Genomic DNA, 14,374 nt, shown 5'->3' on the forward strand with positions numbered 1-14,374 from the left:
GCACCCGATGACCAGGATGAAGCGCTCCCCGGACCACGAGGACGAACACATCGACCTCGCCACGCACACCGACCCCGACCGCAACCGGCTCACCCCGCTGCTGCGGCTGCCGCCGGAACCGGCGCTGGCCGTGGTGACCGCGCTGGCCGCGGTGGTGCGCGAGGCGCACGCCCGCGAACGCGAGTTCCCGACCCCACCGGGAACCCTCAAGCGCGCCCAGGAGTTCGAAGAGGGCGACGTGTACATGGCGGAGGCCCCCTTCGAGGGCTTCTTCGCCGACCGCTACCTGATGGACTTCTACGACGTGCGCGAACGCGGCGTCTGCTCCCGGATGCACCTGCACACCGGCCTGCGGTTCGTGCGGATGATGACCGGCCCCGCCACCACCATCCGCGTCTCCAGCCTGGTCCCCATCACCGTCCTCGACGCCCACTGGCCCGGCACCCCCCTCCTGACCGTTGTCGACGCCCTGCCCGACGCCCCGGTGCCCAGGGACCGGCACACCGTGGTGGTACCGGAGAACTCCTGGGTGGACATGCAGATCCCCCGCGGGGTCTCCCACCAGTTCAACGCCGTCGGCCCGCACGCGGTGATCGACTCGGTGCACCCGGAGGAGTCGATCGAAACCCTGCGCGAGGGCATGTCCGGCTACCGGATGATGGCCCAGACGATCTTCCTCGCCGAACAGCGCAGCACCGCGGACGCCTGCACCGAACCGTGACCACGCCGAACGCGGGGGAGCGGACCCCGATGGGTGACCACCCGGCCGCGTGCCCCCCGGCGGCGTCGCGGGCCGTGCGAGAATCCCGACCATGGCCCACCCCGAGGAACTCGCGACCCTGGACCTGTACTCGGTCTGGACCACGGCGGAGGACCTGGGGGCGGTGTTCGACCCGTTCCGCTTCGAGCAGCGGATGGCCGCCTACCGGCTGATGATCCAGAACACCAACCCGGCGGACGCGTTCGGTGCCGACAACCGGCACAACCCCCTGTGGGGCCTGATGTTCCAGCACCAGTGGCAGTTCCGCACCGGCAGGCTCGGCGCGGACACCCAGCGGGACGGGCGGATCGACCCGGATTCGCCGTGGGGCTACGGCAACTACACGCTCAGCGTCATCCCGTGGCTGGGGGCCGCGGCCGCCGGGGTGGTGCCCGCCCTGCCGGTGGCCGACCCGCCGACCCGCTCGCAGTTCCGGTACGTCACGGGCGGGGTCGTACCGGAGGAGTTGGCCGCCGGGGTGGCCGACTGGAGCGCCTACTTCACCCTGGTGCGCGAGGGCGGGGCGGCGGACCCGGAACCGGCGCGCATGGCCCTGTGGAAGGCGCACAAGACGTGCCTGGACGTGGTGGTCGGCGCGCTCGCCGACGTCGACACCACCCCGTGGCCCGATCAGGAGGTCGCGTTCCTGCGCGGCTGGTGCCGGATGGTCGACTACCTGTGGGCGGCGGCCTGGCCGACCGACTTCGCCTTCATGACCGCGCACGGCCTCGACGTGCTGCCCGAGACGCTGCTCGCCGCGCCCGAGGACGTCCGCGCGCTGCCGGGCAAGGCCCGCGGCAACGTCGCCAACATCCTCCGGCTGGCGACCATGCCGAAGTGGCGCTACGACCTCAACCTGCGGCTCTGGAAGCGGGTCATGCGGACCCGCGAGGCCCGCGCCCGGGTGCTGCCACTGCTCGACGCGGTGTTCAACCCGCGGCCGGAGAACGCCGCCGAGCGCCGCAGGCTGCTCGGCCACCTGCTGCGCCCTTGATCCCCGCCGCTGTCCCGGACCCCGGACAGCGGTCTCGCGGCGGCGCGGGTCAGCCGTTGTCCCGGAGGAAGCCGATCAACGCGTCGGCCATCAGGGTCGCCTCCTCGACCGACAGGCCGAGGGTGGTGCCGTGGGCGACGCACTTGCGGTGGAACTCGTCGAGCTTGGCCGCGGGGACTTCGAGGACCGCCGACTTCAGTTGGCCCTTGGGCTTGCGGCGCCACCACCTGCGGCGTTGCAGGCCCACGAAGCCCGCCGCGCCGACGACCTGGGCGACGGTGCTGGTCAGCAGGGGGTACACGACATCGCTGAGGACCTGGGGGTCGATGTTCGAGCCGACCGAGCCGCCGGTCCAGGCCGCCGAGCCGCGGCCAGGGAGGACACCCTCGTCCCAGGCGTCGGTGACCTGCTCGAAGTGGGGCAGTTGGGTTCGGGCGGCCGCGGTGACCATCGCGCGGGCGGCGTCGACCGCGGGGACCCGCAGGACGTCCGCGCCGCGTCCGCCGGTGGTTCCCGGTCGCGCCGTGCCTGTCATCCGACCATCCGATCGTGGTTGTGGGTCTCGTCTGGTCATCGTCGTTCGACCAGGGGGTATTACGGTTCCGGACGATCATGTTCGTCACTGCGGTCACCCGTAACGCGACGCGACCTCGGGTCGACCCCGGGGCATGGTGACTTTGCGCCGGGCGAGTCGGCCGCGGCGGTTGTGGTGGGTCCACCTGCTCGTCCTGCTGATGCTCGCCAGTGCGGGTGCCGGGGCCGCGCAGGCGTTCTTCGAGGTCAACAACCTCGGCGACAACGCCGCCGCCCTGGCCTGCCTGACGGGGACCGGGTTCACGCCGGGGGACAACCCGGTGGGGTGGCAGACCACGGTCGTGCACCTGAAGGACGTGCTCGCGGCGTGCACGGCGGACTACACCGCGCAGCACGGAACGGCCGCGCTGGTCGGCGCGCTGGTGCTCCCCGCGGTGGCCCTGCTCCTCATGCTGGTCGGTGGGTTCGCCGACCGCCGCAGGCTCCACCGCCGGGAGGTCGCGGTGGCGTCCCTGGCCGAGCGGTTCGGAGTCCTGTGCGACAGCCAGGGGCTGGTGGGGCGCTCCCGGCCCAGGCTGGTGCTCGTACCACCGGCCTCCGGTGTGCGCACCGCCTACACCACGGGTCTGCCGTTGCGGCCGCCGTGGGTGGTGGTGCCCTCGGGGTACGAGCACGCGTCGACCACCGCGTTCGACGTGGTGGTCCTGCACGAACTCGGGCACATCCGGTCTCGGGACCTGCTGTGGGCCTCGGCGGTCTGGTGGACGGGGTGGCTGCTCGTGCCCTCGTTCGTCCTGAGCGTGGCATCGAGCCTGAAGTTCACCCTGGTCCTGCGGTACTACAACGGGTCCGTGGTCACCGCGGTCGTCGCGGCGGTCGCCGCCCTGGTGTTGCGGGCCGCCTTGCTCCGGCGTCGCGAGCTGGTGGCGGACGGGTACGCGGCGGAGGCCCTGGGCGATCGCGAAGCCGTCCGGGCGGCTGTTTCCCCGGCCGGGCGGCCGGTTTCCCGGCTGCGCCGGGTCTTCGCCGTGCACCCGACCCCGGAGGAACGGCGGGACATCGGCAAGGCCCGGTTGTGGGAGAGCGGGTTCCTGTTCAGCGCGGCGGCGGGGTTGGCGGCCATGTTCGCCTACCAGTTCGCCCTCCGGCTGTCGCAGGACACCTTCGGCTCGCTGTTCGACGACCAGCGGTGGCCGCTCACGATCTCGGCCGCTCTGGGCGCACTGGTCTGGGCGGTCATCGTGGTGCCCGCCTGGGCGCGCCGCGCCGCGGGGGAGGCGGGGTGGGCGGCGCCGTGGGTGGGGTCGATGTGCGGGCTGGTGCTGGGGTTCCTGGCGCACCCGCCCGGTGCGGACTCCAGGATCGCGAGCATCGCGGGGGAGCGCTGGCCGGTCCTGCTGCTGTTCCTGGTCGTCGTGAGCTTCGCGGCCACCGCGTTCGCGATCGGCTGCGCCCGGGTGCCGGGCGCCCGCGCCCCACGGCTCGCCCGGGTGGGCGCGGTGGTCGCCGTGGCCGCGGTGCTCGGGGGCGCGATCACCGCCGTGGTCCACAGCACGATCGGTCACGCCATGTTCGAGGACCTCGCCGCGGTGCGGTTCCACCTGGCGTCGACGGGGTTCGACCTCTGGGGCCACACCCCGTGGGTGGTGTTGGCGGGTGCGCTCCTGATCGCGTCGGGGAAGCGGCCCGCGGAGTGGTCGGTCGTGCGCCAGTGCTCGGGAGTCGTCCTGCTCACCGGCACGGTGGGTGGTGTGGTCGCGGGCCTGTCACTGGTGCTGCGCCACAGCGACGACGTGGACCGGCGGACGTTCCTCGTCTCCCAGATGTGGTGGGTCAGCGCGCTGGTCGGGGTCGTGGCCCTGCTCGCCGCGCTGGTGGTGGGCAGGTCGGTGCCGACCGCGGTGGCCACCTCGGTGCTGGCTGTGCTGTGGGCGGGTCTGGTGCAGTACGCGGTGACCTTCGCCGACGGCATCGGTCGCAACGGGAACATGCTGTAGGCTTCCGTGCGAAACCCCGCTTGGTCGTTGTTCGTGGCGCTCCTGGTGTGCGCGCCGGTCGCGCTCGTCGTGAGCGCTTTGACCAGGCGCTCCCACCGCGGACCCCGCGCGTTCGCGTGGGGCCCGCTCGCGGGCCTGGCCACCGCCGGTCTGGCTCTGCTCCTGGTCGGTGGGTTCCTGGCCCCGGTGACCGTGCGGGAAGACGACACCCGGTTCAGCCTGGCCGCCTTGGCCCAGCAGTCCCCGGAGCCGCTTCCCGCCGTCCCGGGGACGGCCGATCCCGGTCGGCCGCTGGACAGCGCGACAGCGACCGCGGCGCTCTCCGGCCTCCCGGCGCTGATGCCCCGACCGTTCGAGGCGGAGGAGCCGTCGCAGCCCACCACGAGGGTGACCTTCCAGCCGGAGTCGTGCGACGACGTGATCGCAGAGGGGGCGGCCTCAGCGCCAGCGGTGAGGCTGGAGAAGGCGTACAGCGTGACCGCTCAAGGCACGGTCGGTGACATGGACGTCAACGTGGTCTTGGAGTCCCACACCGATCCCCAGGACCTCTCCGGCATCGACCGGGAGGTCGCGGCCTGCTCGGAGTACCGGCTCCCGGCGGTGGGCTTCGACACCCCGTACTGGGACGGGACCATGCGGCTCCTGCCGAACACCGGACAGCCCCACCCGAGCAGGGTCGTGTCCCTCACCCAGACCGCCGTCAAGAGCGGCCGGACGGCGGTCTTCGTGTTCCGGCAGAACACCGTCGCGGTCGGGCACAACGTCCTCCGGATCGCCATCGGCTACGGGTACGTCGAGACCCCACCCACCGCCACCGTCCGGACCGCGGAGGCGCTGATGACTTCGATCACCGCCGACGTGGTGCGGCGATTGGGGCGCTGAGCCCCCGGAGGTCGCGGGTTCGGCCAAGCCCGATCCCGCCGGTCGGCGGAGTGACGGGCGGCTGATCGCCGTCGCGGGGGCGAGACGAGCGTCCCGGGCCGGATCGGGGGAGTCCCGGCCCGGGCTGTCACGCGGTGGTGCGGCGGTGTGCGCTCACGCGCCCGCCTCGTTGACCAGTTCGACCAGGGCGTCGGCCGCCGGGCCCGAGGAGGCGGGGTTCTGCCCGGTGATCAGCAGGCCGTCCCGGACCACGTGGGGTGCCCAGTCGTCGGTCTTGGAGTAGGTGCCGCCGAGGCGCTTGAGTTCGTCCTCGACGAGGAAGGGGACGACGTCGGTGAGGGCGACGCCGTCCTCTTCGGAGTTGGCGAACCCCGTGACGTCCCTGCCCCGCACCAGGGGGGTGCCGTTCTCGTCGACGGTGTGGCGCAGGACGCCGGGGGCGTGGCAGACCAGGGCGAGCGGCTTGCCCTGGCGCAGGGTGGTCTCGATCAGGCGGGCGGAGTCGGCGTCCTCGGCCAGGTCCCACAGCGGGCCGTGGCCGCCGGGGTAGAAGACCGCGTCGAAGTCGTCGACGGAGATCGAGTCGAGGCGCACGGTGTTCGAGAGGGCCGCGGTCGCCTCCGCGTCGGTCTCGAACCGGCGGGTCTGCTCCGTCTGGAAGTCCGGCTCGTTGCTCTTGGGGTCCAGTGGCGGCTTGCCGCCCTCGGGGGAGGTGAGCGTGATCTCCCAGCCCGCTTCCGCGAAGCGGTAGTACGGCGCGGCGAGTTCCTCCAGCCAGAACCCGGTCTTGCGGCCGGTGTCGCCGAGTTCGTCGTGCGAGGTCAAGACGATGAGAACGCGCATGTCCTGTTTCTCCTGGTGATGTCGAGTGGCGTGAGACCGCGTCCGAACCGCGAGGCGCGTGCCGCTGGCCTACTTCGACGAATACCTCGCGACCATGGACGCGATCGTCGCCGACACGGGCAAGAGCGCCGCGGAGCGCCTGATGGGGTACTGGCGCAACTTCCACGACACCCAGGCCGTGGGGGACTGCCAGGGCGGTTGCCTGGTCGTCAAGCTCGCCGCGGAGATCGCCGACCTCTCCGAGGTGATGCGGGTGGCGACGAAGGTCGGGACGACGGCGGTCCTCGACCGGCTGGAGCGGATGATCGCCGACGGTGTCGCGGACGGTTCCGTGTCCATCGACGGCACTCCCCGCGCGACGGCTGAAACCCTCTACGACCTGTGGATCGGAGCGAGCGTGATGGCGAAGATCCACCGCGGTCCGGACCACCTCGACCGCGCCACGGCTGTCACGCGCCAGGTCCTCCACATCTGAACGACCCTGCCGCCCGCGGTGCCCCTGCCCGGCATGCCGTCGAACCGATCGGCGACCAGCACCCCGCCTGCTGACAGCCGCGAGGAGCCACACCCGGGCGCTTCGAGGGGCGGGACAACTTCCGGCTCCTCGAACGCCGGTGGTGGTGGAGTAGAAGGCCACCCACGAACGCCTCGACGGTCGCCCGGCCTCGCAGACCACTGTGGACACCGGGCTGTCGAGCGCGGCGACCTCCAGCCCCGGGTGGTCGTCGAGCCGTGCCCGCACCTGTTCGGCGGACAGCGCCACGACCGCCATCGTGCCGGTGCCCGCCGGCGCGGCGAGCGCCCGCGGGCAGCAGCCGGTCAGGTCGTCTTGTTCTTCGCCGTGTTGAACACGTCCAGGACGTAGCTGTCGAAGTAGGGGCTGTAGTTCTTGTCGTTCCACAGGTACGCGACCACGCCGTTGACGTTGCCGAACTTCACCGCGTTGCTGTACTGGTGGATCATCGGGGCACCGCTGGCGCCCCCGGGCAGCCCGCAGTAGACCTTCACCTGCGCGGCCGCGGCCCAGTGCATGTCCGCCTGGCAGTAGATCTGGTCCTTGCCGTTGTACTGGCCCGTCCCGGGGTAGGCCAGCACGGTGACCGCGTTCTGCTTGCTGGAGTTGACCAGGAGGCCGTTGCCGCCGGTCTTGTGCACGAGGTTCTCACCGTCGAGCTTGCGGACGTTGACGAAGGCGAAGTCCCACCAGTTGTAGCTGTGCGAGGTCCAGCCCTTGGTGGCGTGGAAGTACTTCGCCGAGAACTTGCCGAGGTGGGCGATGCCGTCCTGGAACCCGGGCGCGTACATCCAGTTGTCGTACTGGTGGCCGTTCTTGCCGCCGTGGACGCAGTGCGCGGCGGTGGACACGACGTTCTTCGCGGTGCTGTTGATCGTGCTGCCGGAGCACACGTAGTCGTCGAGGGTCACCGGGTCGCGGAAGAAGACCTTGCCCGCGCCGGGGGAGAGCACCACCGACCGCGTGCCTGCGGACCGAACGGCCGCGAGGGGGCCGACCGGCGCGGACGCGGTCTCCTCCGGGCCCGTGTTCTCCGGGTGGTCCAGGCGTTCCAGTTCCGGGTCGTCGACGACCCCCGGGTCCGCGACCGGCTTCGCCGCGCGCATCCGCTCGGGCGTCCAGTAGGCGTCGATCAGCCGCTGCGCGACGGCGTCGTCCTCGACGACCTGGCCGTTGATGAGCGCTGCCGTCTCGACCACGGTGCTCGAGGGGACGTCCACCGCGGCGTGGGCGGGTGCCGCCGCGAGGCACACCGCGAGCAGCGCCACGACCGGCACTGTGTGGAATCTGGGAATCACCGTTCACTCCTCAGTCAGGGTCGGTGCGCGCTCGGGACGGCCGCGCACCCAGGGGCGGAGTCGGTCATCCGCTCACCTCCCCAGTCGTGGGAGAACCCGCCGGGGTGAGGGGGTCGGGTGGAAAATGCCCCGAAAGGCCCAGCGGTGGTGGCGACCGCCGCGGTCCGACGGTGGTTCCGAGGAGGGGTGCCGCCGGAACGACGTGGGTCAGCGGGTGCGGACACCGTTCCGGCGGCACGACCGCCTACCAGGCCACCGGGAGTTCGGCGATGCCGCCGCCCAACTGGAGGTCGCTGATCATGGGGATGTCGTCGATCGGGACCGCGAGGCGGTAGTCGGGGATGCGGGTGAACAGCGCGGACAGGACCTCGCGGATCTCCAGGCGGGCCAGCGGGGCGCCGATGCAGTACCAGCTCCCGTAGCTGAAGGCCATGTGCGGGTTGGGGGAGCGGGTGACGTCGAAGCGCTCCGGGAACTCGAAGACCAGGTCGTCGAAGCCCGCCGCGTAGTGGTCGGACAGGACGAGGTCGCCGGTGCGGATGGTGACCCCGGCGATGTCGATGTCGGCGCTGGCGTAGCGGGGCTGGCAGGACTCGCTGGTCTTGCTCATCCGGACCACCTCCTCGACCGCGCCCGCCATCAGGTCGGGGTCGGCGATCACCAGCTCGCGCTGCTCGGGGTGCTCGGCGAACAGCGCGATGCCCGCGCTGAGGTTCTTGGGCGTCACCAGGTAGGAGAAGCTGGTGATGGCGATCAGCTTGGTGACGAAGTCGTCGTCGATCCCGGCCTCGCACAGCGCGGAGATCAGGTCGTCGCCCGGTGTGGCCTTCTTGTACCGCACCAGCTCCAGGAGGTAGTCGAACAGGACGAGCTGGCCGCCCTCGGCCTTGTCGCTGTCGGCGACGTCGCCCGCGGTGGACAGCATCACCATGAACCGCTCCGGGTCCGGCAGCCCCAGCAGGTCGCAGAGGACGAGGAACGACACCGGCACCGACAACTGCCGGTGCAGGTCGGCGGGCGAGCCGGTGGCGAGGATGCCGTCGAGCAGTTCGTTGACGCGCTCGACGATGCCCGCCTGCAACGCCTTCATCCGCTTCGCCGAGAAGTGCGGGGTCAGCGAGGTCCGCATCCGGGTGTGGATCTGCGCGGCGACGGCCGGGTCGTCGCTCAGGACACCCATGTCGAACAGGGGGTTGTCCAGGTAGCGCGGCCGGTTCGCCGTGTCCTTGTGCGACGCGCCGAGGCGGTCGTCGAGCAGCAACTGCCGCAGTTCCGCGTAGCGGGTCACCAGCCAGGCCTCGTCACCGGCGAGCGTGCGCACCTTGACGACCGGGCCGAGGTCGCGGGCCTCGCGGATCATCGAGTTCAGCCTGCCGATGACCGGCCGCTGGGCGCCGAGCCAAGGCAGGTCCTTCGTCGTGGTCATCCGTGCCTCCGAGCGGGGTTGTGGGACGTTCACCAGGTGATGACGAGTCGGTCCATCGTGGAGCTGAGCCGGGCCTGGTCCTTGCCGCCCGCGCGCTCGGCCACGTCGGGCAGGCGCAGCGTGGGGAACCGGGCCAGCAGCGCCCGGACCGCGATGGCCAGCTCCATCCGGGCCAGCGGCGCGCCGAGGCAGTGCCAGACGCCGTGCGCGAACGCCAGGTGCGGGTTGGACTCCCTGGTGAAGTCGATCTCGTCGGGGTTGTCGAAGGCCCGTTCGTCGAAGTTCGCCAGCGCGAAGTCGGGCAGCACCAAGTCCCCGGCGCGGATGGTCACCCCGGCGATCTCGATGTCCTCCGCGGCGTAGTGCGGGTGCGCGCCGCCGCCGTAGGTGGCGGTGCGCAGCAGTTCCTCCACGGCGGCCGGGACGAGGTCGGTGTCCTCGATCAGCGCGTCCCGCAGGTGCGGGTTCGCCGCCAGCCTGCCGAGGCCGTAGCCGACGCTGTTGGACACGCTGTCGCCGCCCGCGAAGATGAGCATGGTGCCCAGCCGCGCCACCTCGTCGTCGGACAGACCCGCCCCGATCAACCCGGACAGCACGTCCTCACCCGGTTCCGCGCGCTTGCGGACGAGCAGTTCCCGCAGGTACTGGCCCACCTTGGTGGTGTACCGTGCGGCGTGGTCCCCCTCGGCGTCGATGGTGGCCATCTCGTAGAGCATGCCGTGCAGCGCCGCCCAGTCCTCGTCCGGGACGCCGACGAACGCGCACAGCACCCGCATCCCCATCGGCACGGAGAACTGCTGCTGCAACTCCACCGGGGGCGTGCGGGCGGCCATCGCCTCCACCAGTTCGTCCACGATCGACACCACGACCGGTTCCATCCGCCGCATCGAGGAGCGGGAGAAGAACGGGGTGAGCGCGGCCCGGAAGCTGGCGTGGTCGATCGGCTCGGACCGGACCATGTCGAAGATGGGGCTCTGCACGTACTGCGCCGCGTTGTCCGGGTCGGGGTGCGACCGCACGAGCTTGCGGTCCACCAGCAGCGCGCGGATCTCTGCGTGCTGCACCACCAGCCACGCCTCGTCACCCGCGGGGGTGCGGACCTTCCAGATCGGTCTGCCCGCCTGCAGTTCCCGGAGGTAGTCGTTGCGCCCGAACAGGGGCGAGAACATCTCGGTCATCCTCGGCAGTTCCTCGGCTGAGGTCACGGTCGTTCCTCTCGGCGGTCGTGGGACGAGGGCCAGTGTCGAGGGGCGACCGACCGAAAATCCCTAGTGCTGGGGTGGGCACGCCGTCACGGCGCGGCGGCGAACTGGGAGTTGACCAGGGCGGTGTAGGCCCCGCCCGCGGCGAGCAGTTCCTCGTGGGTGCCGCGTTCGACGATGCTGCCGCCGCGCATCACCAGGATCAGGTCGGCGTCGCGGACGGTGGAGAGGCGGTGCGCGATCACGAAGCTGGTCCGGCCGCGGCGCAGGTCGGCCATGGCCCGCTGCACCAGCAGTTCGCTGCGGGTGTCCACGGAACTGGTCGCCTCGTCCAGGACCAGCACCGTCGGGGTGGCCAGGAAGGCCCGCGCCACGGTGATGAGCTGCTTCTCGCCCGCGCTGATGCCCGTCGTCTCGTCGAGCACCGTGTCGTAGCCGGAGGGCAGCGTCCGGACGAAGTGGTCCACGCGCATGGCCTTCGCCGCGGCCACGACCTCCTCCCGGCTCGCGCCGGGGCGGCCGTAGGCGATGTTCTCGGCGACGGTCCCCTCGAACAGCCAGGTGTCCTGCGGAACCAGGCCCATCCGGGACCGCAGGTCCGCCCGCCGCATCGTCGCGATGTCCACGCCGTCGAGCAGGATTCGCCCGGAGTCGGGTTCGCAGAAGCGCATCAGCAGGTTGCCCAGGGTGGTCTTGCCCGCGCCGGTGGGCCCCACGATCGCCACTGTCGCACCCGGGGGCACCGACAGCGTCAGGCCCTCGATCAGCGGGCGGTCCTGGGTGTACCGGAAGCACACGTCCGCGAACTCCACCCGGCCGGTGCCGGTGGCGGGCGTCGCGGGCGCGGTCGGGTCGGCGGGTTCCTCCTCGGCGTCGAGCAGCGCGAACACGCGCTCGGCCGAGACCAGGCCGGACTGGAACTTCCCCACGGCGGCGCCGACCTGGCCCACCTGGTTGCTGAAGATGTTGGCGTACTGCATGAACGCCTGCACGTCGCCGACCGACAGGGCCCCCGCGGTCACCCGCAGCGCGCCGACGACCGCGACGACGACGTAGTTCAGGTTCGTCACGAACAGCAGCGCGGGTTCGATCGTCTCGGCCAGGAACTGCGCCGAGGAGCCCGCCCGGTGCGCCCGGTCGTTGTGCGCGTCGAACTCCGCCTCGCCGCGGGCCCGCCGCCCGAACGCCCGCACCAGCGCGTGCCCGGTGTAGGTGTCCTCGACGTGCGCGGCCAAGGCGCCGGTGGCGGCCCACTGCTCGTCGAAGCGCGGTCGGGCCCGTGCGCTGAGCAGCGTGGCCACCACCGTGCACACCGGCACGCTCACCAGCAGCGAGACCGCCAGGATCGGGGAGATGACGAACATCAGCGCGATCAGGGAGACCGAGTACAGCACGGCCGAGAAGAGCTGGCCCAGGGTCTGCTGGAGCACCTGCTGGAGGTTGTCCACGTCGTTGGTGATCCGGCCGAGCAATTCGCCGCGGGAGTGCGCGTCGAAGTAGGACAGCGGCAGCCGCGACAGCTTCGCCTCCACCCGTTCCCGCAGGTCCCTGGCCACCTCCTGCACCATGTTCGCCGCGACCCGCTCCTGGACGAAGCCGCACGCGGAGCCGATCGAGAACAGCAGCAGCGCGAGCAGCAGCACCGACCCCACCGCGTCGAAGTCGATCCCGGTGCCGGGCACCACGTCCACTGTCGCGTACACCGAGGCGAGCGTGTCGTTGCCGTCCGCGCGCAACTGGGCCAGCGCCTGGTCTTTGGACAGACCCGCGGGCAGCCCGGCGCCCGCCACCCCGGCCAGCACGAGGTCGGTGGCGCGCCCGAGCACCAGCGGGGCGGTGGTGTTCACCACGATCCCGGCCAGGCTGATCAGCAGCCCGGTGGTGAGCACCAGGCGGTGCGGGCGCAGCAGCCGCGCGACCGCGCGCAGCGTGCCCCCTCGGTCGGTCACCTCCTCCTGCCCGCTCACGCGACCTCCTCCTGGCGGGTGAGCTGGGAGCGCACGATCTCCTGGTAGGTGCGGTTGCCCGCCACCAGTTCCCCGTGCGTGCCGCGGCCCACGACGCGGCCCTCCTCCAGCACCACGATCTCGTCGGCGTCGCGGATGGTGCTCACCCGTTGGGCGACGACCACCACCGCGGCGTCGGCCACCTCCGGTGCCAGTGCCGCCCGCAGCCTGGCCTCGGTGCCGTAGTCGAGACCGGAGAAGCAGTCGTCGAACAGGTAGACCCCGGGGCGGCGCACCAGGGCCCGCGCCAGGGCCAACCGCTGCCGCTGCCCGCCGGAGACGTTGGTGCCGCCCTGGGTGATCCCCGCGCGCAGCCCGCCCGGCATCGCGGCGACGAAGTCGCGCGCCTGCGCCACCTCCAGGGCGTGCCAGAGTTCGGCCTCGGTGGCGTCGTCGTCGCCCCAGCGCAGGTTCGACTCGACGGTCCCGGCGAACAGGTACGGCTGCTGCGGCACCAACCCGACCGCGCGGCTGCGCGCCTCGTCGGTCAGGTGGCGCACGTCCACCCCGCCCACCAGCACGGTCCCGGTGGTCGCGTCGAACGCGCGCACCACCAGGTTCAGCAGCGTCGTCTTGCCGCTGCCGGTGCCGCCGATGACGGCCAGGGTCCGGCCCGGCCGGGCGGTGAGGTCGATGTCGCGCAGGAACGCCGCCTCGGCGCCGGGGTAGCGGAAGCCCACCCCGCGCAGGTCGAGGTGGCCCCGCCGCGGCTGCCCGACGGCCGGGTCCGCGGGCTGGGCCAGCTCCGGCCGGGTGTCGAGCACCTGGCTGACGCGCCGGGCCGCGGCCCGCGCCCTGGGCACGGTGAGTGTGACGTAGATGGCGATCACCATCGCGGTGAGCACCAGCACGACGTAGCCGATGAAGGCGCTCAGCGCGCCCAGCCGCAGTTCCCCGGACCCGATCCGCCCCGCCCCGATCCACACCACGAGCACGGTGGTCCCGTTGCCCATCAGCAGCACCAGCGGGAAGACGGCGGCGGCGAGCCTGCGCGCCCGGCGGGTGAGCAGGAAGGTCTCGGTGTTGGCCTCGGCGAAGCGCTGCCGCTCGTGCTCGTGCCGGACGAACGCGCGCACCACCCGGACCCCGGTGACCTGCTCGCGCAGCAGCCGGTTCATCCGGTCCACGCCCACCTGGATGCGGCTGTACAGGGAGGTCATCCTGGCCAGCAGCAGCACGACCACCATGGCGGTGGCGGGCACCAGCACGACCAGCACCAGCGCCAGCGGCACGTCCTGCTGCAACGCGAGCACCACGCTCATCACGCACATGATCGGCGCGGCGACGATGCTGTTGAGCCCGTCCGCGGTGACCGCCTGGACCTGCTGCACGTCGTTGAGCGTCCGGGTGCTCAGCGAGGACGTGCCGAACCGGCCGATCTCGTGCGCGGAGAACCGCTGCACCCGGCGGTAGACCGCCGAACGCAGGTCGCGGCCGACCGCGGCGGCGGTGCGGGCGCCGAAGTACTGCGCCCCCAGCCGGGCCGCGAGCTGGACGGCGGCGACCACCACCATGAGACCGCCCAGCCGCCAGATGGTGGGCACCGAGCCCGCCAGCAGGCCCCGGTCGATGATCAGTGCGTTGAGGGTCGGCAGCAGCAGGAACGCCACCGTCTGCACGACCTGCAACGCGACGACCAGCGCGACCGCGCCGCGGTAGGGGCGCAGTGCGGTCCTGAGCAGTCGGAGAAGCACGCGGCACTCCCGGGTCCGGGGATTCGGCGGTCCGGGGATTCGGTGCTGCCGCCCGCGCCGCTGTCCCCGGTGCGGCGCGCCCGCGCAGCGTGTCGCGGCCACAGCACGCAATTCCCTAGGTTTCGCCGCGTTTTCCCGGGCCGGTCCTAGGAAATTTTCCGGCGTCCGGGATCAACACTGCTCGGCGGCGTCCACTGGTGAATGGAACCGAAATGGATGGTTCG

At 71.8% G+C, this 14,374-nt stretch carries 12 protein-coding genes; 5 read left to right on the top strand and 7 right to left on the bottom strand.

Features of this window, described 5'->3' with window-relative positions:
* The first annotated feature begins 7 nt into the window (after positions 1–7).
* Together DFQ13_RS13130 and DFQ13_RS13135 are read left to right on the top strand one after the other, a co-directional pair.
* Positions 8–721, top strand: a complete 714-nt coding sequence (locus tag DFQ13_RS13130; RefSeq protein WP_219994404.1) for a hypothetical protein — start codon at positions 8–10, stop codon at positions 719–721.
* A gap of 91 nt (positions 722–812) precedes the next feature.
* Positions 813–1,754, top strand: coding sequence for a Leg1-related protein (locus DFQ13_RS13135; protein ID WP_110079999.1), 942 nt, complete (start codon positions 813–815; stop codon positions 1,752–1,754).
* Positions 1,755–1,803: 49 nt separating this feature from the next.
* Here the strand turns inward: DFQ13_RS13135 and DFQ13_RS13140 are convergent, their stop codons facing one another.
* Positions 1,804–2,289, bottom strand: coding sequence for a hypothetical protein (locus DFQ13_RS13140; protein WP_110080000.1), 486 nt, complete (start codon positions 2,287–2,289; stop codon positions 1,804–1,806).
* 133 nt (positions 2,290–2,422) lie between these two features.
* Here DFQ13_RS13140 and DFQ13_RS13145 point away from each other — a divergent pair, with 133 nt between their 5' ends.
* On the top strand, positions 2,423–4,285 hold the full coding sequence (locus DFQ13_RS13145) for a M48 family metalloprotease (protein WP_110080001.1): 1,863 nt from the start codon (positions 2,423–2,425) through the stop codon (positions 4,283–4,285).
* A gap of 33 nt (positions 4,286–4,318) precedes the next feature.
* On the top strand, positions 4,319–5,167 hold the full coding sequence (locus tag DFQ13_RS13150) for a hypothetical protein (RefSeq protein WP_110080002.1): 849 nt from the start codon (positions 4,319–4,321) through the stop codon (positions 5,165–5,167).
* Between the two features lie 153 nt (positions 5,168–5,320).
* On the opposite strand, the gene DFQ13_RS13155 is transcribed toward DFQ13_RS13150, so the two are convergent.
* Positions 5,321–6,010, bottom strand: coding sequence for a type 1 glutamine amidotransferase domain-containing protein (locus DFQ13_RS13155; RefSeq protein ID WP_110080003.1), 690 nt, complete (start codon positions 6,008–6,010; stop codon positions 5,321–5,323).
* A 58-nt stretch (positions 6,011–6,068) separates the two neighbouring features.
* Here DFQ13_RS13155 and DFQ13_RS13160 point away from each other — a divergent pair, with 58 nt between their 5' ends.
* Positions 6,069–6,485, top strand: a complete 417-nt coding sequence (locus DFQ13_RS13160; protein WP_052021792.1) for a TetR family transcriptional regulator C-terminal domain-containing protein — start codon at positions 6,069–6,071, stop codon at positions 6,483–6,485.
* 344 nt (positions 6,486–6,829) lie between these two features.
* Here the strand turns inward: DFQ13_RS13160 and DFQ13_RS13165 are convergent, their stop codons facing one another.
* The 5 genes from DFQ13_RS13165 to DFQ13_RS13185 all read right to left on the bottom strand — a co-directional run bounded on the left by DFQ13_RS13165 (position 6,830) and on the right by DFQ13_RS13185 (position 14,150).
* Complete coding sequence (locus DFQ13_RS13165) at positions 6,830–7,822, bottom strand: trypsin-like serine peptidase (protein ID WP_146241214.1); 993 nt, start codon at positions 7,820–7,822, stop codon at positions 6,830–6,832.
* A 244-nt stretch (positions 7,823–8,066) separates the two neighbouring features.
* The gene (locus tag DFQ13_RS13170) at positions 8,067–9,248 is read right to left on the bottom strand and encodes a cytochrome P450 (protein ID WP_110080004.1); all 1,182 of its coding nucleotides are present in this window, start codon (positions 9,246–9,248) and stop codon (positions 8,067–8,069) included.
* 29 nt (positions 9,249–9,277) lie between these two features.
* Positions 9,278–10,453: a cytochrome P450 gene (locus DFQ13_RS13175; protein WP_146241215.1), complete on the bottom strand. Its 1,176-nt coding sequence runs from the start codon at positions 10,451–10,453 to the stop codon at positions 9,278–9,280.
* Between the two features lie 86 nt (positions 10,454–10,539).
* On the bottom strand, positions 10,540–12,417 hold the full coding sequence (locus DFQ13_RS13180; protein WP_233438384.1) for an ABC transporter ATP-binding protein: 1,878 nt from the start codon (positions 12,415–12,417) through the stop codon (positions 10,540–10,542).
* Positions 12,414–14,150, bottom strand: coding sequence for an ABC transporter ATP-binding protein (locus DFQ13_RS13185; RefSeq protein ID WP_110080006.1), 1,737 nt, complete (start codon positions 14,148–14,150; stop codon positions 12,414–12,416). Before DFQ13_RS13185 ends, DFQ13_RS13180 begins: the two co-directional genes overlap by 4 nt.
* Between the last annotated feature and the right edge of the window lie 224 nt (positions 14,151–14,374).

The sequence above is a fragment of the Actinokineospora spheciospongiae genome (genome assembly GCF_003182415.1).
In the GTDB taxonomy this organism is placed as follows: Bacteria; Actinomycetota; Actinomycetes; order Mycobacteriales; family Pseudonocardiaceae; genus Actinokineospora; species Actinokineospora spheciospongiae.

Coding starts and splice junctions, on each gene's coding strand:
- DFQ13_RS13130 (WP_219994404.1), top strand. CDS start 8: ATGACCAGGATGAAGCGCTCCCCGGACCACGAGGACGAACACATCGAC.
- DFQ13_RS13135 (WP_110079999.1), top strand. CDS start 813: ATGGCCCACCCCGAGGAACTCGCGACCCTGGACCTGTACTCGGTCTGG.
- DFQ13_RS13140 (WP_110080000.1), bottom strand. CDS start 2,289: ATGACAGGCACGGCGCGACCGGGAACCACCGGCGGACGCGGCGCGGAC.
- DFQ13_RS13145 (WP_110080001.1), top strand. CDS start 2,423: ATGGTGACTTTGCGCCGGGCGAGTCGGCCGCGGCGGTTGTGGTGGGTC.
- DFQ13_RS13155 (WP_110080003.1), bottom strand. CDS start 6,010: ATGCGCGTTCTCATCGTCTTGACCTCGCACGACGAACTCGGCGACACC.
- DFQ13_RS13170 (WP_110080004.1), bottom strand. CDS start 9,248: ATGACCACGACGAAGGACCTGCCTTGGCTCGGCGCCCAGCGGCCGGTC.